Below are 24386 nucleotides of genomic sequence, written 5' to 3'. Positions count from 1 at the left end.
GCTCCTTCTTGTCCCCCCGCCTCCTGCGCTATGATTCTTGGAATGTCATCTTCTGGCATACCGAATACCTTTTGTCGCCCCGCCCTGCCCCCACCTTGCACAAAGGGGCTTGCACGCAGAATATTATGGTATACCATCATACAACAACACCAATCCCATCCCTAAAATGGAGCAGGCCATGAGTTTCGAAATCCGCAAGATCGTCAGCTACACCGAGGAAACCCTCATCGAAGGCGGCAAGGCCACTGACAAGCCCGTGACCATGGTCGGCCTGGCCGTGGTGATCAAGAACCCCTGGGTGGGCAACGGTTTCGTCGAAGACCTGAAGCCGGTGATCAAGGCCAACTGCTCCGAGCTGGGCGCGTTGATGGTCGAGCGCCTGACCGCTGCCATCGGTGGCGCCGACAAGATCGAGGCCTACGGCAAGGCTGCCGTGGTGGGCGCCGATGGCGAGATTGAACACGCCTCCGCGGTTATCCACACCCTGCGCTTCGGCAACCACTACCGCGAAGCGGTGAAGGCCAAGAGCTACCTGAGCTTCACCAACAAGCGCGGCGGCCCGGGCACCTCCATCCAGATCCCGATGATGCACAAGGATGACGAAGGCCTGCGCTCGCACTACATCACCCTGGAAATGCAGATCGAAGACGCCCCGCGCGCCGACGAGATCGTGGTGGTGCTGGGCGCCGCCAACGGTGGCCGCCTGCACCCGCGCATCGGCAACCGCTACATCGACCTCGAAGAACTGGCCGCTGAAAAAAACAATTAAGGCTTGCAGGAGCGTTCCATGATTCGGCCTACCGCTGAAACTACCCCGGCCGGCACCAGTTACCTGGCGACCGGCCAAGGCCACCCGGTGATACTGATTCACGGCGTGGGCCTGAACAAAGAAATGTGGGGCGGGCAGATTGTCGGCCTGGCGCCGCATTACAGTGTCATCGCCTACGACATGCTGGGCCACGGCGCCAGCCCGCGCCCGGCCAGCGGTACGCCGTTGGGCGGCTATGCCGATCAATTGCTGGAACTGCTCGACCACCTGCAGATCCCCCAGGCCATCGTCATCGGCTTCTCGATGGGTGGCCTGGTGGCCCGCGCCTTTGCCCTGCACCACCCCACCCGCTTGTCGGGGCTGGTGGTGCTCAACAGCGTGTTCAACCGCAGCGCCGAACAGCGTGCCGGGGTGATCGCGCGCACCGCCCAGGCTGCCGAACACGGCCCGGACGCCAACGCCGAGGCGGCCCTGTCGCGCTGGTTCAGCCGCGAGTACCAGGCGGCCAACCCGGCGCAGATCGCCGCCATCCGCCAGACCCTGGCCAGCAATGACCCCCAGGGCTACCTCACCACCTACGAACTGTTCGCCACCCAGGACATGTACCGCGCCGACGACCTGGCCAACATCCAGGTGCCGACGCTGATCGCCACCGGCGAGCTGGACCCCGGCTCCACGCCGCTGATGGCCCGCCAACTGGCCGAGCGCATTCCCGGCGCGCAGGTTGCCGTGCTGGACGAACAACGGCATATGATGCCGGTAGAGTCGCCGCGCCTGGTCAACCAGGTGCTGCTGGACTTCCTCGCCCACGCGCTCGTTACCCAGAACCCAGCCAAGGGGATAGTTGCATGACGCTCGAACGTTTTCAGATGTGCATCGATGGCCAATGGGTCGATGCCCTGTCCGGCAAGACCTTCGAAAGCCTCAACCCGGCCACCGCCCAAGCCTGGGCGCAGTTGCCCGACGCCGACGAGGCCGATGTGGAGCGCGCTGTGCAAGCGGCGCAAACAGCCTTTGAAAGCCCGGCCTGGCGTGGCCTGACCGCTACCGCGCGGGGCAAGCTGCTGCGCCGCCTGGGCGACCTGATTGCCGAGAACAAGGAGCAACTGGCGCAGCTGGAAAGCCGCGACAACGGCAAGCTGATCCGCGAGACCCGCGGCCAGGTGGGCTACCTGCCGGAGTTCTTCCACTACACCGCCGGCCTTGCCGACAAGCTGGAAGGCGGCACCCTGCCGCTGGACAAGCCCGACCTGTTTGCCTACACCGTACACGAGCCCATGGGCGTGGTGGCCGGCATCATTCCGTGGAACAGCCCGCTGTACCTCACCGCCATCAAGCTGGCCCCGGCGCTGGCCGCCGGCAACACCATCGTGCTCAAGCCGTCGGAACACGCCTCGGCGACCATCCTGCAGCTGGCGCGCCTGGCGCTGGAAGCCGGCATCCCGCCGGGCGTGGTCAACGTGGTCACCGGCTACGGTCCCAGCACCGGCGCGGCGCTGACCCGCCACCCGCTGGTGCGCAAAGTCGCCTTCACCGGTGGCGCCGCCACGGCCCGCCATGTGGTGCGCAGCAGCGCCGAGAACTTCGCCAAGCTGTCGCTGGAGCTGGGCGGCAAGTCGCCGAACATCATCTTCGCCGACGCCGACCTGGACAGCGCCATCAACGGCGCCGTGGCCGGCATCTATGCCGCTTCGGGCCAAAGCTGCGTGTCCGGCTCGCGCCTGCTGGTGCAGGACGAGATCTACGACGAATTCGTCGCCCGCCTGGTGGAACGCGCCCAGCGCATTCGCATCGGCAACCCGCAGGACGAGACCAGCGAGATGGGCCCCATGGCCACCGCGCAGCAGCTGGCCGTGGTGGAAGGCCTGGTGGCCGCAGCCATCGCCGAAGGCGCCACCCTGCGCACCGGCGGCAAGCGCGCCGACACCGGCAGCGACGGCTGGTATTACGAGCCGACGTTGTTCGAATGCGACAGCAACTCGATGAAGATCATGCAGGAAGAAGTCTTCGGTCCGGTGGCCTCGGTCATCCGCTTCAAGGACGAGGCCCAGGCGCTGGCGATTGCCAACGACTCGCAGTTCGGCCTGGCCGCCGGCATCTGGACCCGCGACCTGGGCCGAGCCCACCGTTTGGCCCGCGACGTGCGTTCGGGCATCATCTGGGTCAACACCTACCGCGCGGTGTCGGCCATGGCGCCCATCGGCGGCTTCAAGAACAGCGGCTACGGCCGCGAGAGCGGCATCGATTCGGTGCTGGCCTATACCGAGCTGAAAACGGTATGGATCAACCTCTCCCAGGCGCCCATGCCTGACCCCTTCGTGATGCGTTAAGAGACCCGCTGCCATGATCGAACCCGGCATCTACAAAGAAGTAATGGCGTCCTTCCCCTCCGGGGTCACGGTGGTCACCACCCTGGGCCCGGACGGCGGCATCGTCGGCATCACCGCCAGCGCCTTCAGCGCCCTGTCCATCGACCCGGCACTGGTGCTGTTCTGCCCCAACTACGCCTCCGACACCTACCCGGTGCTGCGCGACAGCAAGCGCTTCGCCATCCACCTGCTGTCGGCCGACCAGAAGGCCGAGGCCTACGCCTTCGCCGGCAAGGGCAAGGACAAGGCCGCCGGCATCGAGTGGCACCTGAGCGAACTGGGCAACCCGCTGCTGGCCAAGGCCACGGCGATCATCGAGTGCGAGCTGTGGCGTGAATACGACGGCGGCGACCACGCCATCATCGTTGGCCAGGTGAAGAACCTGATCCTGCCCACCGAGCCGGTGACGCCGATGGTGTACCACAAGGGTAAATTGGGGGCGTTGCCTACTATCACCTGACTCTTGTGGCGATCGCACAACCCGTAGCCGCTGCCGCCAGGCTGCGCTGGCCCTCACGTTCACTCGAGATCTCCAGCGAGGCACCCGGCCAGCGCAGCCTAACGGCAGCGGCTACGTTGCGTGGCATTCGCATGGTAAACTCGCCCATGATTTTCGGCCCTTGTCCGGCCCGCATTCCGGCCCTGAGGTACCCCCACAACTAATCAGAGCGGACCCGATGAAACGCCTGCCCCTCGACGACAGCTTCAAGGTCAATCGCAACCCGGTCACCCTGCGCGAAATCGTGCTGGATAAACTGCGCAGCGCCATCATGAATTTCCAGCTGCTGCCCGGCGACCGCCTGGTGGAGCGCGACCTGTGCGAACGCCTGGGCGTGAGCCGCACCTCGGTGCGTGAAGCCCTGCGCCACCTGGAATCCGAAGGCCTGGTGGAATTCGCCGACGCCAAGGGCCCGCGCGTGGCCATCATCACCCTGGAAGACGCCCGCGACATCTACGAGCTGCGCTGCGTGCTCGAAGGCCTGATCGTGCAGCTGTTCACCCTGAACGCCAAGGCCAAGGACATCCGCGCCCTGGAAAAAGCCCTGGACGAGAACCGCAAGGCCCTCAACGAAGGCGAGCTGACCCAGGTGCTGGACTCGGTGCAAGGCTTCTACGACGTGCTGCTGGAAGGCTCGGGCAACCACATCGCCGCCACCCAGCTGCGCCAGTTGCAGGCGCGCATCAGCTACCTGCGTGCCACCTCGGTGTCCCAGGAAAACCGCCGCGGCGCGTCCAATGAAGAGATGGAGCGCATCGTCGCCGCCATCAAGAGCGGCGACCCGCTGGCCGCCCACCAGGCCTCGGTGGACCACGTGCGTGCTGCTGCCAAGGTGGCCCTGGACTACCTGCGCCTGAAGCAGAACGACACCAGCAAGCTGCGTGACATCGCCACCCCCATCGTCCAGAAAGAACCCCGCATAGGGAGTTGATCATGCCCAGCCCGCGCTTCTGCCCGCAATGCGGCGCCGCCAGCCTGGCCAACCAGGTGCCCGCCGGCGACACCCATGAACGGCTGATGTGCACGGGCTGTGGCTACATCCACTACATCAACCCCAAGATCATCGCCGGCTGCATCATCGAGCAGGACGGCAAGTACCTGCTGTGCCAGCGCGCCATCCCGCCGCGCCCCGGCACCTGGACGCTGCCCGCAGGCTTCATGGAAGCCGGCGAAACCACCGAGCAGGCAGCCGTGCGCGAGGTGTGGGAAGAGACCGGCGTGCGCGCCGACATCGTCTCGCCCTACTCCATCTTCAGCGTGCCGCGCATCAGCGAGGTGTACATCATCTTCCGCGCCATCGCCGTGGAGATCACCGGCGCCTTCGGCCCGGAAACCCTCGACTACCGCTTCTTCGCCCCGGACGAAATTCCCTGGGACGCCATCTACTACCCGGCCATCCGGCAGATCCTCGAACGCTATATCGAGGAACGCCAGGCCGGGGTCTACGGCATCTACATGGGCAACGACGACAGCGGCAAGATCCACTTCATCCGCTGACTACACAGCGTCGTCGTCCCCCAGCGGGTACCCCTCGACTATGATGATTTCAGCCGTGGCCACCCCTTGGCGGTGGGCCTTGGCCTGCTGGTATTCCGGCGAGTTGTAGCAGTCGATCGCGTGCTGGTACGAGGGAAACTCGATGACCACGCTGCGCTGCGGCGTCTCGCGCCCTTCCATGGCAATGCTGCGCCCGCCACGCGCCAGGAACTTGGCCCCGTACAGGGCGAAAGCCGTGGGCGCGCGCTGGGTGTATTCGACGTATTGCTCGGGGTCGGTGACATCGACCTGGGCGATCCAGTAAGCCTTCATTACTACCTCGACAGTTTCGACTCAAGTTGTATTATGGTATACCAGAATAACGTTACAGCCTGCCAGTCATAGTGAGACAACACATGGCCTTCAATAGCACCGAAGAAATCATCGAGGACTTCCGTCAGGGCAAGATGGTGTTGCTGGTCGACGATGAGGATAGAGAAAACGAAGGCGACCTGCTGCTGGCAGCCGACCGTTGCACCGCCGCCGACATCAGTTTCATGGCCCGCGAAGCCCGTGGCCTGATCTGCCTGACGCTGACCGACGAACACTGCCAACGCCTTGGTCTTGAGCAGATGGTGCCGGCCAACGGCAGCGTGTTCGCCACTGCCTTTACCGTGTCCATCGAGGCCGCCACCGGGGTGACGACCGGTATCAGCGCCGCCGACCGCGCACGCACAGTGCAGGCCGCCGTGGCTGCTGGCGCCACCGCCAACGACATCGTCCAGCCGGGGCATATCTTCCCCCTGCGCGCCCGCGAAGGCGGCGTGCTGACCCGCGCCGGGCACACCGAGGCCGGCTGCGACCTGGCGCGCCTGGCCGGCTTCACCCCGGCAGCGGTGATCGTCGAAGTGATGAACGACGACGGCACCATGGCCCGCCGCCCGGACCTGGAAGTGTTCGCGCGCAAGCACGGCATCAAGATCGGCACCATCGCCGACCTGATCCACTACCGCCTGAGCACCGAGCACACCATCGTGCGCAACGGCGAGCGCGACCTGCCCACGGTGCACGGCACCTTCCGCCTGGTCACCTACGAAGACCGCATCGAAGGCGGCGTGCACATGGCCATGGTGATGGGCGACATCCGCCGCGACGACCCTACCCTGGTGCGCGTGCACGTGATCGACCCGCTGCGCGACCTGGTCGGCGCCGAGTACAGCGGCCCCAGCAACTGGACCCTGTGGGCCGCCCTGCAACGGGTGGCCGAGGAAGGCCGCGGCGTGGTGGTGGTGCTGGCCAACCATGAATCGTCCCAGGCGTTGCTGGAACGCGTGCCGCAGCTCACCCAGCCACCGCGGCAGTACAGCCGCTCGCAGTCGCGGATCTATTCCGAGGTGGGCACCGGCGCACAGATCCTGCAGGACATTGGCGTAGGCAAGCTGCGCCACCTGGGGCCGCCGCTGAAGTATGCGGGGCTGACGGGCTATGACCTGGAGGTGGTGGAAAGCATTCCGTTTACCCTCTGACCCTGTGGGAGCTGGCTTGCCAGCGAGCTTTTCGGCGCCCCAAAAACTCGCTGGCAAGCCAGCTCCCACATTTTCTACCGTGTGAAGTCCCCATCCGCAGATAGCCGGTAAGGCGAAACTCTTGTACAAATCTTGGAATACCATAATATGATATTCCAGTAGACCGAAAGAATGTGTCAGGTGCGCCCGCCAGGGACAGCACAAACAACAAGCCCTGACGCGGTCGACCATTACCAGGTCCCCCTGGACCCACTGCTCCCGAAAGGCGGGCGTTGCTACAGCCCGCTCAAAACACAACAAATGAGGGCGTACAAATGGTGTTCAACAAAGGTGCTACCGCGGTGTTCGCCGCCGGCATTCTGGCCTTATCCACAAGCGTTGCATTTGCCGCCGACAGCATGAGTTTCGTCAGCTGGGGTGGCAGCACCCAGGACGCGCAGAAAGCCGCCTGGGCCGAGCCCTTCAGCAAGGCCGCCAACATCAAGGTGGTGCAGGACGGCCCCACCGACTACGGCAAGCTCAAGGCCATGGTCGACAGCGGCAACGTGCAATGGGACGTGGTGGACGTGGAAGCGGACTTCGCCCTACGCGCCGCCGCCGAAGGCCTGCTCGAACCGCTGGACTTCAAGGTGATCGACCGCGACAAGCTCGACCCGCGCTTCGTCGGCGACCACGGCGTGGGCTCGTTCTACTTCTCCTTCGTGCTGGGCTACAACGAAGGCAAGCTGGGCGCCGGCAAGCCCCAGGACTGGACCGCCCTGTTCGACACCAAGACCTACCCCGGCAAGCGCGCCCTGTACAAATGGCCGAGCCCCGGCGTGCTCGAGTTGGCCCTCCTGGCCGACGGCGTGCCTGCCGACAAGCTCTACCCGCTGGACCTGGACCGCGCCTTCAAGAAACTCGACACCATCAAGAAAGACATCGTCTGGTGGGGCGGCGGCGCGCAGTCGCAGCAGCTGCTGGCCTCGGGTGAAGCCAGCCTCGGCCAGTTCTGGAACGGCCGCGTCTACGCCCTGCAACAGGACGGCGCGCCGGTGGGCGTGAGCTGGAAACAGAACCTGGTCATGGCCGACTTCCTGGTCATTCCCAAGGGCTCGAAAAACAAGGACGCAGCGATGAAGTTCCTGGCCAATTCCAGCTCGGCCAAGGGCCAGGCGGACTTCGCCAACCTCACCGCCTACGCCCCGGTGAACAAGGACAGCGTGAGCCTGCTCAAGCCTGAACTCGCGCCCAACCTGCCCACTGCCTACGCTAAGGATCAGATCACCCTCGACTTCGCCTACTGGGCCAAAAACGGCCCGGCTATTGCGACACGGTGGAACGAATGGCTGGTCAAATGAAGATGACGGCGGCTTCCCACCGTCACGGCACCGGCAGCGCCCCCAGCGCTGCCGGCGCCACCCACGGCAAGGCACCTGCCATGAACACACCGACCCTGGCCCAACGCTGGCGCGGCAGCCGCAACCTGCTGCCGGCCCTGCTGTTCCTGGGCCTGTTCTTCTTCGCGCCGCTGATCGGCCTGCTGCTGCGTGGCGTGCTGGAACCGGTGCCGGGCCTGGGCAACTACCAGGAGCTGTTCGCCAACTCGGCCTACGCCCGGGTGCTGTTCAACACCTTCTCGGTGGCCGGCCTGGTGACCCTGTTCAGCGTGCTGCTGGGCTTCCCGCTGGCCTGGGTGATTACCCTGGTGCCGCGCGGCTGGGGGCGCTGGCTGCTGAACATCGTGCTGCTGTCGATGTGGACCAGCCTGTTGGCGCGCACCTACTCCTGGCTGGTGCTGTTGCAGGCCAGCGGGGTGATCAACAAGGCGCTGATGGCCATGGGCATCATCGACCAGCCGCTGGAGATGGTGCATAACCTCACCGGCGTGGTCATCGGCATGAGCTACATCATGATCCCGTTCATCGTGCTGCCGTTGCAGGCCACCATGCAGGCCATCGACCCGATGGTGCTGCAGGCCGGGGCCATCTGCGGCGCCAGCCCGTGGACCAACTTCTTCAAGGTGTTCCTGCCGCTGTGCCGCTCGGGGCTGTTCTCCGGGGCCTTGATGGTGTTCGTGATGTCCCTGGGGTACTACGTGACGCCGGCGCTGCTAGGCGGCGCGCAGAACATGATGCTGCCCGAGTTCATCGTCCAGCAGGTGCAGTCGTTCCTCAACTGGGGCCTGGCCAGCGCGGCGGCGGCGCTGTTGATCGTCATCACCCTGGTGCTGTTCTACTTCTACCTGAAGCTGCAACCGGAAAGCCCGGTCGGCTCCAGCAACGCGAGGTAAACCGACATGCTGCTGACCCCCAATGCCATGAGCACGCGCCTGCGTGTCGGCCTGTACACCACCACGGGCATCATCGCGCTGTTCCTGTTGCTGCCCATCGTGTTCATCGTGCTGCTGTCGTTCGGCTCGTCCCAGTGGCTGGTGTTCCCGCCACCGGGGTGGACGCTGAAGTGGTACGTGCAGTTCTTCTCCAACGCCGACTGGATGGACGCCGCCGTGTCGAGCCTGAAGGTGGCGGTACTCACCACCTTCTTCGCCGTGGCCCTGGGCCTGCCCACCGCTTTCGCGCTGGTGCGCGGCAAGTTCCCCGGCCGGGAAATGCTCTACGGGCTGTTCACCCTGCCGATGATCGTGCCGTTGGTGATCATCGCCGTGGCGGTGTACGCGCTGTTCCTGAAGCTGGGCTACACCGGCACGCTGTTCGCCTTCGTGGTCAGCCACGTGATCGTGGCGCTGCCGTTCACCATCATTTCCATCATCAATTCGCTGAAGCTGTTCGACCAGTCCATCGAGGACGCCGCGGTGATCTGCGGCGCCTCGCGCTTGCAGGCGATCTTCAAGGTGACCTTCCCCGGCATCCGCCCGGGCATGGTGGCCGGCGGCCTGTTCGCCTTCCTGGTGTCGTGGGATGAAGTGGTGCTGAGCGTGATGATGGCCAGCCCTACCCTGCAAACCCTGCCGGTAAAAATGTGGACCACCCTGCGCCAGGACCTGACCCCGGTGATCGCCGTCGCCTCGACGCTGCTGATCGCCCTGTCAGTCATGGTGATGGTCATCGCCGCCGCCCTGCGTCGGCGCAATGAAATGCGTCTGGGAGTAGTCAAATGAGTGCCGTGATCAACGAAACCGCCCAGCCAGGCAAAACCCTGGTCAGCCTGCGCAACCTGAACAAGCACTACGGCGACTTCGCCGCTGTGGATAACATTTCCCTGGACATCCAGGACGGCGAATTCCTCACCTTCCTGGGCTCCAGCGGCTCGGGCAAGAGCACCACCTTGTCGATGCTGGCCGGCTTCGAGACCCCCAGCAGTGGCGAGATCCTGGTCAGCGGCCAGTCGCTGGTCAACGTGCCGCCGCACAAGCGCGACATCGGCATGGTGTTCCAACGTTATTCGCTGTTCCCGCACCTCTCTGTACGCGACAACATCGGCTTCCCGCTGAGCATCCGCAAGCACTCGGCGGACGAGGTGAAGAAGCGCGTCGACGCCATGCTCAAGCTGGTGCAGCTGGAAGCCTTCGCCCACCGGCGCCCGTCGCAGATGTCCGGCGGCCAGCAGCAACGGGTGGCCATCGCCCGCGCGCTGGTGTACGAACCGCGCATCCTGCTGATGGACGAGCCGCTCGGCGCGCTGGACAAGAAGCTGCGTGAAGACCTGCAGGACGAACTGCGCCAGCTGCACCGCCGGCTGGGCATCACCATCGTCTACGTCACCCACGACCAGGAAGAGGCCATGCGCCTGTCCCAGCGCATCGCCATCTTCAGCCACGGCAAGATCGTCGGCCTGGGCACCGGCTACGACCTCTACCAGAACCCGCCGAACGCCTTCGTGGCCTCGTTCCTCGGCAATTCCAACTTCCTCAAGCTCAAGGCCCAGGGCAACGCCGCCGCGACCTTCGAAAACCAACCGCTGTCGATTCGCCTCACGGCCAACCTGCGCACCGACCAGGACGTGCTGCTGATGGTGCGCCCGGAGAAAGCCCTGGCCCTGAGCGTGGCCCAGGCGGCCAGCGAGCCGTTGCAGGCGGGCTGGAACGAGGTGGCGGCGAAAGTCACCGAGGTGTTGTTCCTGGGCGAAAGCCAGACCTGCAGCGTGATCACCGCCGGCGGCACCGCCATGACCGTGAAGGCCCTGAGCGCCGCGGGCATGCCGCTGAAAGCCGGTGACCCGGTGCGAGTGCGCTGGGCCACGGCCGATGCGTGCGTGTACACCGAGTGGGCCGAAGGCGACCTGAACAAGGCGGCCGGCGCGCACTGAGCCTGATCCCACCCACAAAAAAGGCGCCTCAACAGGCGCCTTTTTTCATGCCGGAATCGCGTTGCCTGCATCGCGGCCAAGGCCGGCTCCTACCTCGGACTATGTAGGAGCCGGCCTTGGCCGCGATGGCGTCAGAGGGAGCAACGCCCATGGGTCATTCGCTATACGCAAGCTTTGCGGCTTGGGCTTGATGGCCGCGGGTGGCCAGGCACCAGTACAGCGGGCAAGTCACCAGCAACCCCACCAGCCACGACAGGTCCACCCCATCGATCACGTTCGCCCACGGCCCCACATACAGCGAGGTATTGGCGAACGGCAACTGCACCAGGATGCCAATGAAATACGCCACGATCGCATGGGGGTTAAACCGCCCATATACGCCACCATCGGCGGCGAAAATCGAGGCAATGTCATAGCTGCCGCGCTTGATCAGGTAAAAGTCGATCAGGTTGATCGACGCCCACGGCACCAGCACCAGCAACAGCGCCAGGATCAACCCGATGAAGTGCGAGATGAAGTGCGACGAAGCGCCCAGCGCCATGAAGCAGCAGCCCGCCAGCACCACGGCCGACAGCAGCACGCGCACCTTGATGCTCGGCGTCCAGTTGCCGGCAAAGGTCTGGATCGAGGTAACGATGGAAAGCGTGGCGCCGTACAGGTTCAGGGCGTTGTGGCTGATGATGTTCAGCAGGAACAGCACCATCAATATCGGCCCCAGGCCACCGGTGGCCTGCTTCACCGCCGCCATCGCCTCGGTGCCTTCGGGGGTTGCCAGCACCGCCACCGCGCCAAAGCTGAACGACAGAATGGTGCCCAGGCAGGCACCGGCGTAGGTGGCCAGGAACGGCCGGGCAATGCCGATATCCGCCGGCAGGTAGCGCGAATAGTCCGACACGTAGGGCGAGAAGCTGATCTGCCAGATGATGCCCAGCGACACCGTGGCCAGGAAGCCCGACAGGTTGAAGGCGCCACGGCTGAAGAAGTCCAGCGGCAGGTCGTGGCTGAAGATCATCACGAAGCCGGCCAGCAGTGCGCTGCCCATCACCCAGGTGCCGATGCGGTTGAGGGTGTGGATAAAGCGGTAGCCGATCACACCGATGGCGGTCGCGCTCAGGGCGCCGATGACAATGCCGGCGGGCAGCGGCACGGCATTGACGATGCCGTGAATCGATTCACCTGCCAGGACGATATTGGAGATGAAGAAGCCCACGTAGATAATCGCCGCGAAGAACACGATCAGCAGCGCGCCGTAGCGCCCGAACTGGCCGCGGCTTTGCACCATCTGCGGTATGCCCATGCGCGGGCCCTGGGCCGAGGCCAGGGCAATCACCACCCCGCCGATCATGTGGCCAAGGACGATCGCGATCAGCCCCCACAGCAAATTGAGGTGGAACACCTGCACCACCATGGCCCCGGTCACGATCGGCAGGGGAGCGATGTTGGTGCTGAACCACAAGGTAAAGAGATCGCGCGCCTTCCCATGGCGCTCAGCTAACGGCACGTAATCCACCGTATGGTTTTCGATCAGTTGCGTCTGTTCGGTCTTCTGGGACATGGATGCACTCGATTCTCTGTTCTTGTCTTTGTATGGAAATGCAATTCGGGGGCCGTTCATCGACGGCCTTCAGAACGAAGACCATATTATGGTATTCCAAGCTTTCCACAAGCGAAAACTTGGCATACCATCAGACAACAAAGTGGCATAAAACCAATTCAGCCGCTGCCTACCGAGGAACACCAAATGATCGACGCCACCGTCTACAAAAACGTCATGGGCTCCTTCCCTTCGGGCGTGACCGTGATCACCACCCTGGACGACGACGGCCAGGTCGTGGGCCTCACCGCCAGTGCCTTCAGCTCGCTGTCCATGGACCCGGCGCTGGTGCTGTTCTGCCCCAACTACAGCTCCGACTCCTACCCCGTGCTGATCAAGAACAAGCGCTTCGCCATTCACCTGCTGTCGGGCCAGCAGCAGGCCGAAGCCTACGCCTTCGCGCGCAAGGGCAAGGACAAGGCCGCCGGCCTTGAGTGGACCCTGAGCGAGTTGGGCAACCCGCTGCTCAAGGGCGCCGTGGCCATCATCGAGTGCGAACTGTGGCGCGAATACGAAGGCGGCGACCACGCCATCATGGTCGGCGCGGTGAAGAACCTGGTGGTCCCTGAACAGGGCCCAACCCCGCTGGTGTACTGCCGCGGCAAGATGGGTGCGCTGCCCGCCTTCGCATAAAGACATTGCAGATTATTGGTATTATGGTATACCAATAATACGACCGCAGCGCCTTGGCGCTCCCACAGCATCAGGCCCGCTTTCGGCGGGCCAAAAACAAAAGATCCGAGGTACGCGTCATGAAGTTTTCCCTGTTCGTGCATATGGAACGCTGGGATGAGCAAGTCAGCCACCGGCAGCTGTTCGAAGACCTGACCGAGCTCACCCTGATGGCCGAAAAAGGCGGCTTCAGCACTGTCTGGATCGGCGAACACCACGCCATGGAATACACCATTTCGCCTAGCCCGATGCCGCTGCTGGCGTACCTGGCCGGCAAGACCACCACCATTCACCTGGGCGCCGGCACCATCATCGCGCCGTTCTGGCACCCGCTGCGGGTAGCCGGTGAATGCGCCCTGCTGGACGTCATCAGCAACGGCCGCATGGAAGTGGGCCTGGCCCGCGGCGCCTACCAGGTGGAATTCGACCGCATGGCCGGCGGCATGCCCGCCAGCAGCGGCGGCAACGCCCTACGGGAAATGGTGCCGGTAGTGCGCAAGCTGTGGGAAGGCGACTACGCCCACGACGGCGAGATCTGGAAATTCCCCACCTCCACCAGCGTGCCGAAACCAGTGCGTACCCCGCCGATCTGGATCGCCGCCCGCGACCCTGACTCGCACAACTTCGCCGTGGCCAATGGCTGCAACGTCATGGTCACGCCGCTGATGAAAGGCGACGAGGAAGTGGTGGACCTGAAGAACAAGTTCGAAGCCGCGCTGGCCAACAACCCGAGCATCCCGCGCCCGCAACTGATGGTGCTGCGCCACACCCACGTGCACGCCAAGGACGACCCGGACGGCTGGCAGGTCGGCGCCAAGGCCATCTCGCGCTTCTACCGCACCTTCGACGCCTGGTTCGGCAACAAGACCACCCCGGTGAACGGCTTCCTCGACCCAAGCCCGGAAGAAAAATTCGCCGAGCGCCCGGAGTTCCAGCTGGAGAACATCCGCAAGAACACCATGATCGGCACGCCGGAAGAGATCGTCGCGCGCATCAAGTATTACCAGGAGCTGGGGGTGGATGAGTTCAGCTTCTGGTGTGACAACAGCTTGCCCCATGAAGAGAAGAAGAAGTCGCTGAAGCTGTTCATCGACCACGTGGTGCCGGCGTTCCGATAGTCCCTGTGGGAGCTGGCTTGCCAGCGAGCTGTTAAGGCCCTAAAAGCTCGCTGGCAAGCCAGCTCCCACAAGGTTGTTGTTGCCCCATCGAACGCGTCGTCAGGGGTTCAGGAAATCAAGACCCCACCACCGCCCCACCCTGCACCACGCCCGGCGCATCCGCCTCCGGCTTGATCCGCACCACTTCCCGCGCCACCGTCCAGACGATGATCGCGGCAATGATGTCGAAGATCGCCAGCACCACGAACAACGGGCTGTAGCCAACCTGAGTGACCAGCACACCAAACACGGCGGTGAAGGCGGCAGCGCCAAGGAAGCCGAACATGCCGCCGGCACCGGTAGCGGTGGCCACTTCGTTCTTGCCGAAGGAGTCGGAGGTGATGGCGTACAGCGCACCCGACAGGGTCTGGTGGGCGAAGCCACCTACGCACAGCAGGGCGATGGCCATGTAGGGGCTGTCGACCAGGCCGATGCAGGCCGGGCCGATCATGCACGAGCAGCCGAACAGCATGACCATTTTGCGCGAGGTGAACAGCGAGACCTTGCAATAGCGGTGGAAGATCGGGCTCAGGTAGCCGCCCAGCACGCAGCCCAGGTCAGCGGCCAGGAACGGCAGCCAGGCGAACATGGCGATTTCCTTAATGTTCATGTGCCGTTCGGTCATCAGGTACAGCGGGATCCAGGCGTTGAAGGTCTGCCAGGCCGGCTCGGAAAGGATGCGCGCCGAGGCGATGGCGTAGAAGTTGCGGCTGGCGACGATCTTTTTCCAGCTGCCGCGCTGCTTGGGTTCTTCCTTGAAGTGCGCTTCCTGGCCGCTGAGGATGTACTCGCGTTCTTCGTCGCTCAGGCGTTTCTGGTCACGCGGGTGCTTGTAGAGGAACAGCCAGCCCACGCTCCAGACGATGCCGGCGGCGCCGACGATCAGGAACGCCAGCTGCCAGCCGCTGTGCAGGATGGCCCAGACCACCAATGGCGGTGCCAGCAGTGCGCCCACCGAGGAGCCGATGTTGAACCAGCCAATGGCTACCGAGCGCTCCTTGGCCGGGAACCACTCGGTGGTGGCTTTGACGCCGGCCGGCAGGCCGGCGGCTTCGGTCAGGCCCAGCAGGCCGCGCAGGAACGCCAGGCTCTGCCAGCCGGTTGCCAGGGCGGCGCCGGCGCAGGCCAGCGACCAGGCGAGGGCGAACACCGCGAAGCCCATCTTGGTGCCGATGGCATCGAGGATGTAACCGGCAATGGGTTGCATCAGCGCGTAGCAGATCTGCCAGGCGACGACGATGTGGGAATACTGCTCGGTGGAGATGGTCAGTTCGCTCATCATCGTGGGCGCTGCGACCGACAGGGTGTTACGGGCCAGGTAGTTGACGATCAGGCCGCCCATGACCAGGGCCACCATCCACCAACGGATGCCTTTAATCTTCATCACATCACCTTGATTGTATTTTTGTTAGGTGAGCGTTATCCACAGGAGGGAGTCGCGCTATCGACACATTTAGTCATACGTTGTCGTATAACTACCTTATAGCGATACTGGCGAATAGGTGTCAATGCCGATTCCGCGCTTCGTCGATTGACAGCGACAGGCTGCGCTCCCAATAATTCGCCCAAAGTTGTACGATGACATTCACACCATAACAATGAACAAGAGGCCAGAGCCGCCCATGACCACCCCAAGCAAACCCCTCAACCGCCTGCTGCTGACCGGTGCCGCTGGCGGCCTGGGCAAGGAACTGCGCCAACGCCTGAAGCCTTTCTGCCGCACCCTGCGCCTGTCCGACATCGCCAGCATCGGCGCCGTGGATGACAAGACGGAAGAATTCCAGCTGTGCGACCTTTCCGACAAACAGGCGGTGCACCACCTGGTGGAAGGCGTGGATGCCATCGTGCATTTTGGTGGCGTGTCGGTAGAGCGCCCGTTCGAAGAGATCCTGGGCGCCAATATCTGCGGGGTGTTTCATATTTATGAAGCAGCGCGCCGCCATGGGGTGAAGCGGGTGATTTTCGCCAGTTCCAACCACGTCATCGGCTTCCACAAGCAGACCGAGGTGCTGGACGCCCATAGCGCCCGCCGCCCGGACAGCTACTACGGCCTGAGCAAATGCTATGGCGAAGACATGGCCAGCTTCTATTTCGACCGCTACGGCATCCAGACCCTGACCATCCGCATCGGCTCCTCGTTCGCCGAACCGCAGAACCGCCGCATGCTGAGCACCTGGCTGAGCTTCGACGACTTGACCCAGCTGATCGCCCGCGGTTTGTACACCGCCGACATCGGCCACACCGTGGTGTACGGCGCCTCCGACAACACCCCCAACTGGTGGGATAACCGCTACGCAGCACACTTGGGCTACCAGCCCAAGGACAGCAGCGAACCGTTCCGCGCCAAGGTGGAAGCGCAGCCGATGCCGCCGGCCGATGACCCGACCATGGTGTACCAGGGTGGCGCGTTCGTGGCGGCCGGTCCATTCGGCGACAACTGAGACAAACCTTGCCGCTGCCGAAGGCTGCGCTGGCCCGCGTGAACCCCGGATATCCCCAGTGGTCATGAGGGCCAGCGCAGCCTGACGGCAGCGGCTACGGGGGTTCGTGCACGCTTGGAAACGTTCAGAAATAACACCAGGCAGCGTCAGGACCTGAATACCCAAATCCCTGCGGCAAAATGGCAATCCAGTCGTACAAGGACCGCCGATTGTCTCGCTTCAGATCACCGCAATCCCTGCTTGTCCCCGATGGCGTTGACTAACACGAAGATCATGCTTTCTGTCACCCGCTGATAGGCAAGGAACACTGGGCAAAGGTTGAAGGTTGTGTGGTGCTGGCCGCGTTTGCAGACTTGATCAGCGAGGACGAGGTCTTCTATAGCGTGGTGACTGCTTATAGAAATCGAGCCACCAACGGCCGGGCAGTTGCGGTAGTGAGGGCCTGACACGAAAAAAGGCGCCATCAAGGCGCCTTTTTGCTGAATACGGAGGGCTGGTAGTCGCAGCGCTCGCTTAGCTAGCTTCCGAAGAAACTGGGTTACGTGCTAACTGGTTGGCCGAAGCCTCTGAGTTACCGCTACCGCGAAACTGGCGCGTTTCGCACATCCGCAGTACCGAGCCAATTCGCCTGATGCTCTAGTACCCCTGCTCTTATGTGAGCCCTCAGCCGACATTCTTGATCAGCCCCCCTTCGGAGTCAATTCCGAATCGACAGTCGTCACGTCGAATATGTCAGTGGTTGTAAGCACTCTCATTATGCTCACCCAAGTCCAGCCCCAACTCCTCCGTAGCTTCATCCGCCCGCAAGCCAATCACCGCCTTGATCACCTTCAAGATGATCCAGCTCACCGCGAAGCAATACACGAAGGTGAAGCTCACGCCCTTGAACTGCGCCCACAGCTGCCCGGCGATGGTGACGTTGGGCACGTAGCCGCCCAGTGACGGCACGCAGAACACGCCGGTGAGCAGCGCGCCGACGATACCGCCGATGCCGTGCAGGCCAAACACGTCGAGGCTGTCGTCGTAGCCGAAGCGACGTTTCAGGCTGGTGGCGCCCAGGTAGCAGACCACCCCGCACAGCAGGCCGATGGCCAAGGCGCCGCCAGTGCCCACGTAGGCGCACGCCGGCGTGATGCCCACCAGGCCCGCCAACGCACCACTGGCCAGGCCCAGGGCGCTGGGGCGGCCGGCCTTGAACCATTCGGTAAACATCCAGCCGATGATGCCGGCGCAGGCGCCCAGCTGGGTGTTGATCATGACGATGCCGGAGATGCCGCTGAGGCCACCGCCCGAACCGATGTTGAAGCCGAACCAGCCCACCCACAGCATGGCCGCGCCGACCATGGTGAAGCTCAGGTTGTGCGCCGGCATGGGCGTATGTGGATAACCCTTGCGCTTGCCCAGCAGGATGCACGCGGCCAGCGCCGCGACGCCGGCGTTGATGTGCACGGCGGTGCCGCCGGCGTAGTCCAGGGTGCCCCAGTTGTGCATCAAGGCCCCTGCCCCGCCCCACACCATGTGGGCGATGGGCGCGTAGACCAGGGTGAACCACACGGCCATGAAGATCAGCGCCGCCGAGAACTTCATGCGCTCGGCGAAGGCGCCGGCGATCAGCGCCGGCGTGATGATGGCGAAGGTCATCTGGAAGGTCACGAACACGCCTTCGGGAATGTCGCCGACGATGCTGTCAGCGTTCATGCCGGCCAGGAACACCCGGCTCAGGCCGCCGACGAAGCTGTTGAAGGTCACCTGGCCGTCGACCATGTTGGTGGTGTCGACCACCATGCTGTAGCCGTAGATCACCCACAAAACGCCGACCACGCCGGCGATGCCGAAGCACTGGGTGAACAGCGACAGCATGTTTTTCGCCCGCACCAGGCCGCCGTAGAACAACGCCAGGCCCGGCAGGCACATGAACAGCACCAGGACGGCGGCGGTGATCATCCAGGCGCTGCTGCCCAGATTGAGCACCGGGGGAGGTGTGTCGGCGGCGTTGGCCAAGGTGGAGAAGAGGGTTAATGCAAGGAGGGAAATGCCGGGTAGACGGTTGACCATTTTCGAAGCTCCTGCGAGGAATGGAAGGTTGTCTGGCAGCAAGCTAAGTGGGGAAAACTTCGGGCGTTGTTGGCCTCTTCTTGGGGCACTGACGCGGCCTGCGGCCGCTGCTACGGGGGTAGCAGCGGCCGCAGGCCGCGTCCGGGCTCAACTCAATACCCGCTGCCGGGCACCCAACTGGTCCCCGCCAACGGCACCCGCGCCATGGCTGCGGCTTCCACGGTCAGCGCCACCAGGTCCTCGGGGTCGAGGTTGTGCAGGTGCGACTTGCCGCAGGCGCGGGCCATGGTCTGCGCTTCCAGCACCAGCACGCGCAGGTAGTTGGCCAGGCGGCGCCCGCCTTCCACCGGGTCCAGGCGCTTGGACAGCTCCGGGTCCTGGGTGGTGATGCCCGCCGGGTCGCGGCCGTTCTGCCAGTCGTCGTAGAAACCGGCCGCCGAGCCGAGCTTCTTCAGCTCTTCGTCCAGGCGCGGGTGGTTATCACCCAGCGCGATCAGCGCGGCGGTGCCGATGGCCACCGCATCGGCACCCAGGGCCATGGCCTTGGCCACGTCGGCGCCGTTGCGGATGCCGCCCGACACAATCAGCTGCACCTTGCGGTGCATGCCCATCTCCTGCAAAGCCTGTACCGCTTGCGGAATGGCCGGCAGGATCGGAATGCCCACGTGCTCGATGAACACTTCCTGAGTCGCGGCGGTGCCGCCCTGCATGCCGTCCAGCACGATCACGTCGGCGCCGGCCTTCACCGCCAGCTTCACGTCGTAGTAAGGCCGGCTGGCGCCGATTTTGACGTAGATGGGCTTTTCCCAGTCGGTGATCTCGCGGATCTCGGCAATCTTGATGGCCAGGTCATCCGGCCCGGTCCAATCCGGATGGCGGCAGGCTGAGCGCTGGTCGACGCCAATGGGCAGCGTGCGCATGCCCGCCACGCGCTCGGTGACTTTCATGCCCAACAACATGCCCCCGCCGCCCGGCTTCGCCCCCTGCCCGAGCACGATCTCGATGGCGTCGGCCTTGCGCAGGTCGTCCGGGTTCATTCCGTAGCGCGACGGCAGGTACTGGTACACCAGGTGCTGGGACTGGCCGCGCTCTTCGGGGGTCATGCCGCCGTCACCGGTGGTGGTGCTGGTGCCGGCAATGGTCGCGCCACGGCCCAAGGCCTCCTTGGCGTTGGCCGACAGCGCGCCGAAGCTCATGCCGGCGATGGTCACCGGAATCTTCAGGTGGATGGGCTTCTTGGCGAAGCGGTTGCCCAGTATCACGTCGGTGCCGCATTTCTCCCGGTAGCCTTCCAGCGGGTAGCGCGACACGCTGGCGCCCAGCAGCAACAGGTCGTCGAAATGCGGCACCTTGCGCTTGGTGCCGCCGCCGCGAATGTCGTAGATGCCGGTCTCGGCGGCACGCTGGATTTCCTGGATGGTCAGGCGGTCGAAGGTGGCGGACTCGCGCAGCACCGGAGGGTTCTTCTCGCTCATATCAATGCTCCTCAGTACGCGGACGCGTTATCGACTTTGAAGTTGTACAGCTGACGGGCCGAGCCATAGCGCTTGAAGTCGCTGGCCTGGTGGGCGAAACCGGCGCGGTTAAGCAGCTCCTGCAGCTCTTCCAGGTGCTCGGCGCGCATCTCTTTTTCGATGCAGTCCGAGCCCAGGGACTCGACCTTGCCCTTCACATAGATGTGGGTTTCATACAGCGAGTCGCCCAGCGCATCGCCGGCATCGCCACACACCACCAGGCGCCCGGCCTGGCCCATGAAGCAGCTCATGTGGCCGATGCTGCCGCCGACGACAATGTCGACGCCCTTCATGGAAATGCCGCAGCGGGCGCCGGCATCGCCCTCGATCACCAGCAGGCCGCCATGGGCCGTGGCCCCGGCCGCCTGCGAGGCGCTGCCCTTGACCCGCACGTAGCCGCTCATCATGTTCTCGGCGCAGCCGACGCCGACGTTGCCGTGCACGGTGATCGAGGCCTTCTGGTTCATGCCCGCGCAGTAGTAGCCGGCGTGGCCCTGGATATCGATGGACAGCGCCTCGTTCACGCCCACGGCGAGGTTGTGCTTGCCGTTGGAATGGGTCACCACCCACTCACGGTCTTCAACGTTGTTGACCTGGTCGTGCAGCGCCTGGTTGAGGTCGCGCACGCTGGCAGTGGAAAGGTCGATGGTTTTCATGTGCGTGCTCCTTAGGCCGACTCGCGTTCCCAGACGTAAAGGGTGGCCGGTGCCGGCTCCCAGATTTTCGCGTTTTCAATGCCCGGCAGGCTCGACAGCGCCTGATACTCCGAGGCCATGGCCACGTAGTCATCGGTCTCGGCGAGGATGGCCGGCTTGCAGGCGATCGGGTCGCGGATCACCGCGAAACCGTTGCGGGTGCCGATGGCGAAGGTGAAGAAGCCGTCGAGGTTTTCTAGCGAGTTATCCAGCGCCTCCTTCAGCGAGTCGCCCTGCTGCAGGCGCCAGGTCAGGTAGCCGGCGGCCACTTCGGTGTCGTTGTCGGTCTCGAACGTGATGCCCTCACGCTTGAGCTCCTGGCGCAGGCGGAAGTGGTTGGACAGCGAACCGTTGTGCACCAGGCACAGGTCGGCGCCGGTGGAGAACGGGTGGCTGCCTTCCATGGTCACCGCGCTTTCGGTGGCCATGCGGGTGTGGCCGATGATGTGGCTGCCCTTCATGCCAGCCAGGCCGAAGCGCTGGGAAATTTCCCGTGGCAGGCCCATGCCCTTGAGAATCTCGATGCTCTGCCCGGCGCTCATGATGCGCAGTTCAGGCGCCAGCTCGGCCAGGGCGGCGCGGGCGCTGGCCTCGTCGGTGTTGACCTTGAGCACCGCAGCGGTAGCGTTCTGGAACCAGTCCAGCGAGCAACCCAGCTGGCCTTCAAGGGCGCTCATCAGTGCGTGAAAATCGAAGCCTTCGGTGGTGCTTTGCAGGGTCAGCTTGACCCAGCCATCGGCCACTTCATCGCCGTAGATGGCAAAGCCGGCGCTGTCGGGGCCGCGGTCGGTCATGGCCTCCAGCATTGGTTCGAACAGCTTGCCCAACTGGGCTTCGAGCTGCGGGTTCTTCAGGTACAGCCCCACGATTCCACACATAACAGGTCTCCTTCGCTGGGCGGCACACGCGCCGCCAGCGCTTCATTGAAGGGTAAGAATCAGAAGAATTCGGTGTAGCGCTGGATCTCCCAGTCGGAGACGTGGCGGCTGTATTCCACCCACTCCATGCGCTTGAGCTTGATGAACTCGCCGACGATTTCCTGGCCCAGCACTTCGCTGAACAGCGGGTCGGCTTCCAGTGCGTCGCAGGCTTCCTTGAGCGACTGCGGCAAGGTCTTGATGCCGCGCGCGGCGATTTCTTCCAGGCTCAGCTTGTAGAGGTTTTCGTTGCAGACCTGGTCGGGCATCAGCTGGCGGTCGATGCCGTCGAGGCCGGCGGCGATGATCGCGGCGCTGACCAGGTACGGGTTGCAGCCGGCATCGGGCAGGCGGAACTCCAGGCGGCCGTAGGGCACGCGGACCATGGCCGAGCGGTTGTTGGCACCGAAGGCAATGAAGGCCGGGGCCCAGGTGGCGCCGGACAGCGAATTGCCCACCACCAGGCGCTTGTAGGAATTGACCGTGGGCGCCGCGAACGCACACAGCGCCGGGCCGTGGGCCAACAGGCCGGCGGCGAAGTGGTAGGCCAGCTTCGACAGGCCCATGCCGCTGGGGTCACTGGCGTCATGGAAGAGGTTCTTGTTGTCGGCGCTGGCGATCGACAGGTGGAAGTGCATGCCATTGCCGGCGCGCTTGGGGTCGGGCTTGGGCATGAACGAGCAGATCATGCCCAGGTCGTTGGCGATCTCGCCGGCGGCCATGCGGAAGAAGGTGAAGCGGTCCGCCGAGGTCATGGCGTCGCTGTAGGTGTAGTTGATCTCGAACTGGCCGTTGGCGTCCTCGTGATCGATCTGGTAGATCTCGAAGTCGACCTTCTGCAGCGCCTCGGTCAGGCGTTCGAGGAATTCACGGGAGCGCGACAGGCCCTTGTAGTCGTAGCAGGGCTTGTCGAGGTTGTCGCTGGCGTCCACCAGTTGCAGCTTGCCGCTGCCATCGCGGCGCATCAGGTTGAATTCGGGCTCCAGGCCGGTGTTCAGGGTCCAGCCCTTGTCGGCCAGGCGCTGCACCTGTTGCTGCAGCACGTAGCGGCTGTCGTACGGGTGGGGCTTGCCGTCCACATGGCCGATGCACACCACGCGGCCGTAGCCCGGCTGCCAGGGCACCGGGGTCAGGGTGGCCAGGTCGCCGCGGGCCATGAAATCCGGGCCGTGGGGCTCCATGCCCATGCCGCAGATGGCGAAGCCGGCGAAACCCGCGCCTTCCTCGGCCACGGTCTTGAGGCCACACACCGGCACCGACTTGGTCTTGGCCGCACCGTGGATATCGACGAACTGGGCCAGCACGTACTTGATCCCGTGCTGCTCGATAATGCGCTGGGTTTCTTCTGGCAACATGTGCACTTCACTCCTCGCGACTGGCTGGCTGATCGTTTATTCCGCTAAAGAAACTTACTTTCCCAATGGGAATGCAAGCCGCTTGCCAGAATCGTCGATGCCGGTGGCTGGTCGCGAAAACGAGCTTTGTACTCTGTCTATATGGGAATATAGTTTTCCCAGGGGGAATACCAGCAAACGCCGGACGGCGGAGCTCCCCGGATTTGCACATTCATGGTGCGAAACTAATATTAATGTACAGAAACCGTGCAGGCCTTTATGAACATGCCTATCGACCCCCAACCACGTTTGAAGCTGGAGCAGTACCTGGGGATGCAGATCAAGCGCCAGCGCCAGGCGCAGGAACTCAAGCTGGCCGACGTGGCCCGCATCGCCGGCATCAGCCAGGGCATGCTGAGCAAGATCGAGAACGCCCAGGTGTCCACCAGCCTCGACACCCTCAGCCGCCTGTGCGACGTGCTGGGCATGCCCATGTCCAAACTGTTCAGCCAGTACGACCAGCAAGGCAGCAGCGCCCTGCTGGTGAAGGCCGACGAAGGGCTGGAGGTGGTGCGCCGCGGCACCGAGAAGGGCCACACCTACCACCTGCTGAACCACACCCGCGGGCCGAAGAAGAGCTTCGAGGCGTACATGGTCAGCATGGACGACGCCAGCGAGGAGTTCCCGACCTTCTCGCACCCGGGCACCGAGTTCCTGCACCTGCTGGAAGGCGAGCTGATCTACCGCCATGGCAACCAGCTGTACCGCATGGAGGCTGGCGACAGCCTGACCTTCGACGGCGAGATCCCCCATGGGCCGGAGCAGCTGGTGCAGGTGCCGATCAAGTTGCTGTCTATCATGAATTACGGCAGCGAGAACCAGTAAGCCGGGGGCCTTGATCAAAACCTGTGGGAGCTGGCTTGCCAGCGAGCTTTTGGGGCCTGAAAAGCTCGCTGGCAAGCCAGCTCCCACAGGGATTGATTTCGTGCCTCAACCCCTCAATAAAATTCCTGCCAGTTAAAAAACTTTCACCACCCCTCTAGACGCCCCCCGCGCTTTCCCCTATAAAACCCACCAAGGAATATTTTATTCCCCACAGGCAATTTCCTGTGGGACGCCT

23 protein-coding genes are annotated in these 24386 nt (G+C 63.9%); 15 read left to right on the top strand and 8 right to left on the bottom strand.

The genetic code is table 11. The features are described 5' to 3' along the window. Positions 1-178: 178 nt before the first annotated feature. The 6 genes from RAM80_RS20925 (at position 179) to RAM80_RS20900 (ending at position 5134) form a co-directional block, all read left to right on the top strand. A complete protein-coding gene (locus RAM80_RS20925; protein ID WP_416422342.1) occupies positions 179-769 on the top strand; it encodes an amino acid synthesis family protein in 591 nt (196 codons plus the stop codon). 18 nt (positions 770-787) lie between these two features. Continuing rightward, a complete protein-coding gene (locus tag RAM80_RS20920; RefSeq protein WP_416422341.1) occupies positions 788-1621 on the top strand; it encodes an alpha/beta fold hydrolase in 834 nt (277 codons plus the stop codon). Continuing rightward, the gene (locus tag RAM80_RS20915) at positions 1618-3099 is read left to right on the top strand and encodes an aldehyde dehydrogenase (protein WP_416422340.1); all 1482 of its coding nucleotides are present in this window, start codon (positions 1618-1620) and stop codon (positions 3097-3099) included. Before RAM80_RS20920 ends, RAM80_RS20915 begins: the two co-directional genes overlap by 4 nt. A gap of 13 nt (positions 3100-3112) precedes the next feature. Beyond that, positions 3113-3598: a flavin reductase family protein gene (locus tag RAM80_RS20910; protein ID WP_416422339.1), complete on the top strand. Its 486-nt coding sequence runs from the start codon at positions 3113-3115 to the stop codon at positions 3596-3598. A gap of 217 nt (positions 3599-3815) precedes the next feature. Next, positions 3816-4568 (top strand): GntR family transcriptional regulator, encoded by a 753-nt coding sequence (locus RAM80_RS20905; protein WP_416422338.1) that lies wholly within the window; start codon positions 3816-3818, stop codon positions 4566-4568. Positions 4569-4570: 2 nt separating this feature from the next. After that, positions 4571-5134, top strand: coding sequence for an NUDIX hydrolase (locus RAM80_RS20900; protein ID WP_416422337.1), 564 nt, complete (start codon positions 4571-4573; stop codon positions 5132-5134). Here the strand turns inward: RAM80_RS20900 and RAM80_RS20895 are convergent, their stop codons facing one another. Beyond that, positions 5135-5446 carry a DUF1330 domain-containing protein gene (locus RAM80_RS20895; protein WP_416422336.1) on the bottom strand — a complete coding sequence of 104 codons (312 nt, stop codon included), beginning with the start codon at positions 5444-5446 and terminating at the stop codon, positions 5135-5137. Positions 5447-5529: 83 nt separating this feature from the next. Between RAM80_RS20895 and ribBA the strand changes: the two genes are divergently transcribed. The 5 genes from ribBA (at position 5530) to RAM80_RS20870 (ending at position 10887) form a co-directional block, all read left to right on the top strand. After that, positions 5530-6639, top strand: a complete 1110-nt coding sequence (ribBA, locus tag RAM80_RS20890; protein ID WP_416422335.1) for a bifunctional 3,4-dihydroxy-2-butanone-4-phosphate synthase/GTP cyclohydrolase II — start codon at positions 5530-5532, stop codon at positions 6637-6639. Between the two features lie 314 nt (positions 6640-6953). Further along, on the top strand, positions 6954-7979 hold the full coding sequence (locus tag RAM80_RS20885) for an ABC transporter substrate-binding protein (protein ID WP_416422334.1): 1026 nt from the start codon (positions 6954-6956) through the stop codon (positions 7977-7979). Next, positions 7964-8911, top strand: coding sequence for an ABC transporter permease (locus RAM80_RS20880; RefSeq protein WP_416422333.1), 948 nt, complete (start codon positions 7964-7966; stop codon positions 8909-8911). The genes RAM80_RS20885 and RAM80_RS20880 overlap by 16 nt, the downstream gene beginning before the upstream one ends. 6 nt (positions 8912-8917) lie before the next feature. Then, on the top strand, positions 8918-9739 hold the full coding sequence (locus RAM80_RS20875) for an ABC transporter permease (RefSeq protein ID WP_416422332.1): 822 nt from the start codon (positions 8918-8920) through the stop codon (positions 9737-9739). Further along, complete coding sequence (locus RAM80_RS20870) at positions 9736-10887, top strand: ABC transporter ATP-binding protein (protein ID WP_416422331.1); 1152 nt, start codon at positions 9736-9738, stop codon at positions 10885-10887. The genes RAM80_RS20875 and RAM80_RS20870 overlap by 4 nt, the downstream gene beginning before the upstream one ends. 154 nt (positions 10888-11041) lie before the next feature. Here RAM80_RS20870 and RAM80_RS20865 read toward each other — a convergent pair whose 3' ends face one another. Continuing rightward, on the bottom strand, positions 11042-12442 hold the full coding sequence (locus tag RAM80_RS20865) for a purine-cytosine permease family protein (RefSeq protein WP_416422330.1): 1401 nt from the start codon (positions 12440-12442) through the stop codon (positions 11042-11044). 186 nt (positions 12443-12628) lie between these two features. Between RAM80_RS20865 and RAM80_RS20860 the strand changes: the two genes are divergently transcribed. Together RAM80_RS20860 and RAM80_RS20855 are read left to right on the top strand one after the other, a co-directional pair. Next, entirely contained in the window at positions 12629-13114 is a 486-nt protein-coding gene (locus RAM80_RS20860; RefSeq protein WP_416422329.1) for a flavin reductase family protein, read from the top strand. Positions 13115-13233: 119 nt separating this feature from the next. Beyond that, positions 13234-14271 (top strand): LLM class flavin-dependent oxidoreductase, encoded by a 1038-nt coding sequence (locus tag RAM80_RS20855; protein ID WP_416422328.1) that lies wholly within the window; start codon positions 13234-13236, stop codon positions 14269-14271. Positions 14272-14386: 115 nt separating this feature from the next. Here the strand turns inward: RAM80_RS20855 and RAM80_RS20850 are convergent, their stop codons facing one another. Then, positions 14387-15694: an MFS transporter gene (locus RAM80_RS20850; RefSeq protein ID WP_416422327.1), complete on the bottom strand. Its 1308-nt coding sequence runs from the start codon at positions 15692-15694 to the stop codon at positions 14387-14389. A 238-nt stretch (positions 15695-15932) separates the two neighbouring features. On the opposite strand from RAM80_RS20850, the gene RAM80_RS20845 reads away from it, so the two are divergent. Further along, complete coding sequence (locus tag RAM80_RS20845; RefSeq protein WP_416422326.1) at positions 15933-16751, top strand: NAD-dependent epimerase/dehydratase family protein; 819 nt, start codon at positions 15933-15935, stop codon at positions 16749-16751. A gap of 732 nt (positions 16752-17483) precedes the next feature. Here RAM80_RS20845 and RAM80_RS20840 read toward each other — a convergent pair. From RAM80_RS20840 to glnT, 5 genes are all read right to left on the bottom strand, one after another. After that, entirely contained in the window at positions 17484-18806 is a 1323-nt protein-coding gene (locus tag RAM80_RS20840) for an ammonium transporter (protein WP_416422325.1), read from the bottom strand. 152 nt (positions 18807-18958) lie between these two features. Further along, positions 18959-20281 carry an FMN-binding glutamate synthase family protein gene (locus RAM80_RS20835; protein WP_416422324.1) on the bottom strand — a complete coding sequence of 441 codons (1323 nt, stop codon included), beginning with the start codon at positions 20279-20281 and terminating at the stop codon, positions 18959-18961. Positions 20282-20292: 11 nt separating this feature from the next. Next, a complete protein-coding gene (locus tag RAM80_RS20830; protein WP_416422323.1) occupies positions 20293-20976 on the bottom strand; it encodes a protein glxC in 684 nt (227 codons plus the stop codon). 11 nt (positions 20977-20987) lie between these two features. After that, complete coding sequence (locus tag RAM80_RS20825) at positions 20988-21893, bottom strand: class II glutamine amidotransferase (protein WP_416422322.1); 906 nt, start codon at positions 21891-21893, stop codon at positions 20988-20990. Between the two features lie 59 nt (positions 21894-21952). Further along, the gene (gene glnT, locus RAM80_RS20820; RefSeq protein WP_416422321.1) at positions 21953-23287 is read right to left on the bottom strand and encodes a type III glutamate--ammonia ligase; all 1335 of its coding nucleotides are present in this window, start codon (positions 23285-23287) and stop codon (positions 21953-21955) included. A 258-nt stretch (positions 23288-23545) separates the two neighbouring features. On the opposite strand from glnT, the gene RAM80_RS20815 reads away from it, so the two are divergent. Continuing rightward, a complete protein-coding gene (locus RAM80_RS20815; RefSeq protein ID WP_416422320.1) occupies positions 23546-24151 on the top strand; it encodes a helix-turn-helix domain-containing protein in 606 nt (201 codons plus the stop codon). Positions 24152-24386: the final 235 nt, after the last annotated feature.

Origin of the sequence: Pseudomonas sp. App30 (assembly GCF_047947025.1) — a bacterium.
Taxonomy (GTDB): domain Bacteria; phylum Pseudomonadota; class Gammaproteobacteria; order Pseudomonadales; family Pseudomonadaceae; genus Aquipseudomonas.
The sequence above is the reverse complement of the archived record's forward strand: the minus strand, read 5'-3'. Positions and strand labels throughout refer to the sequence as shown.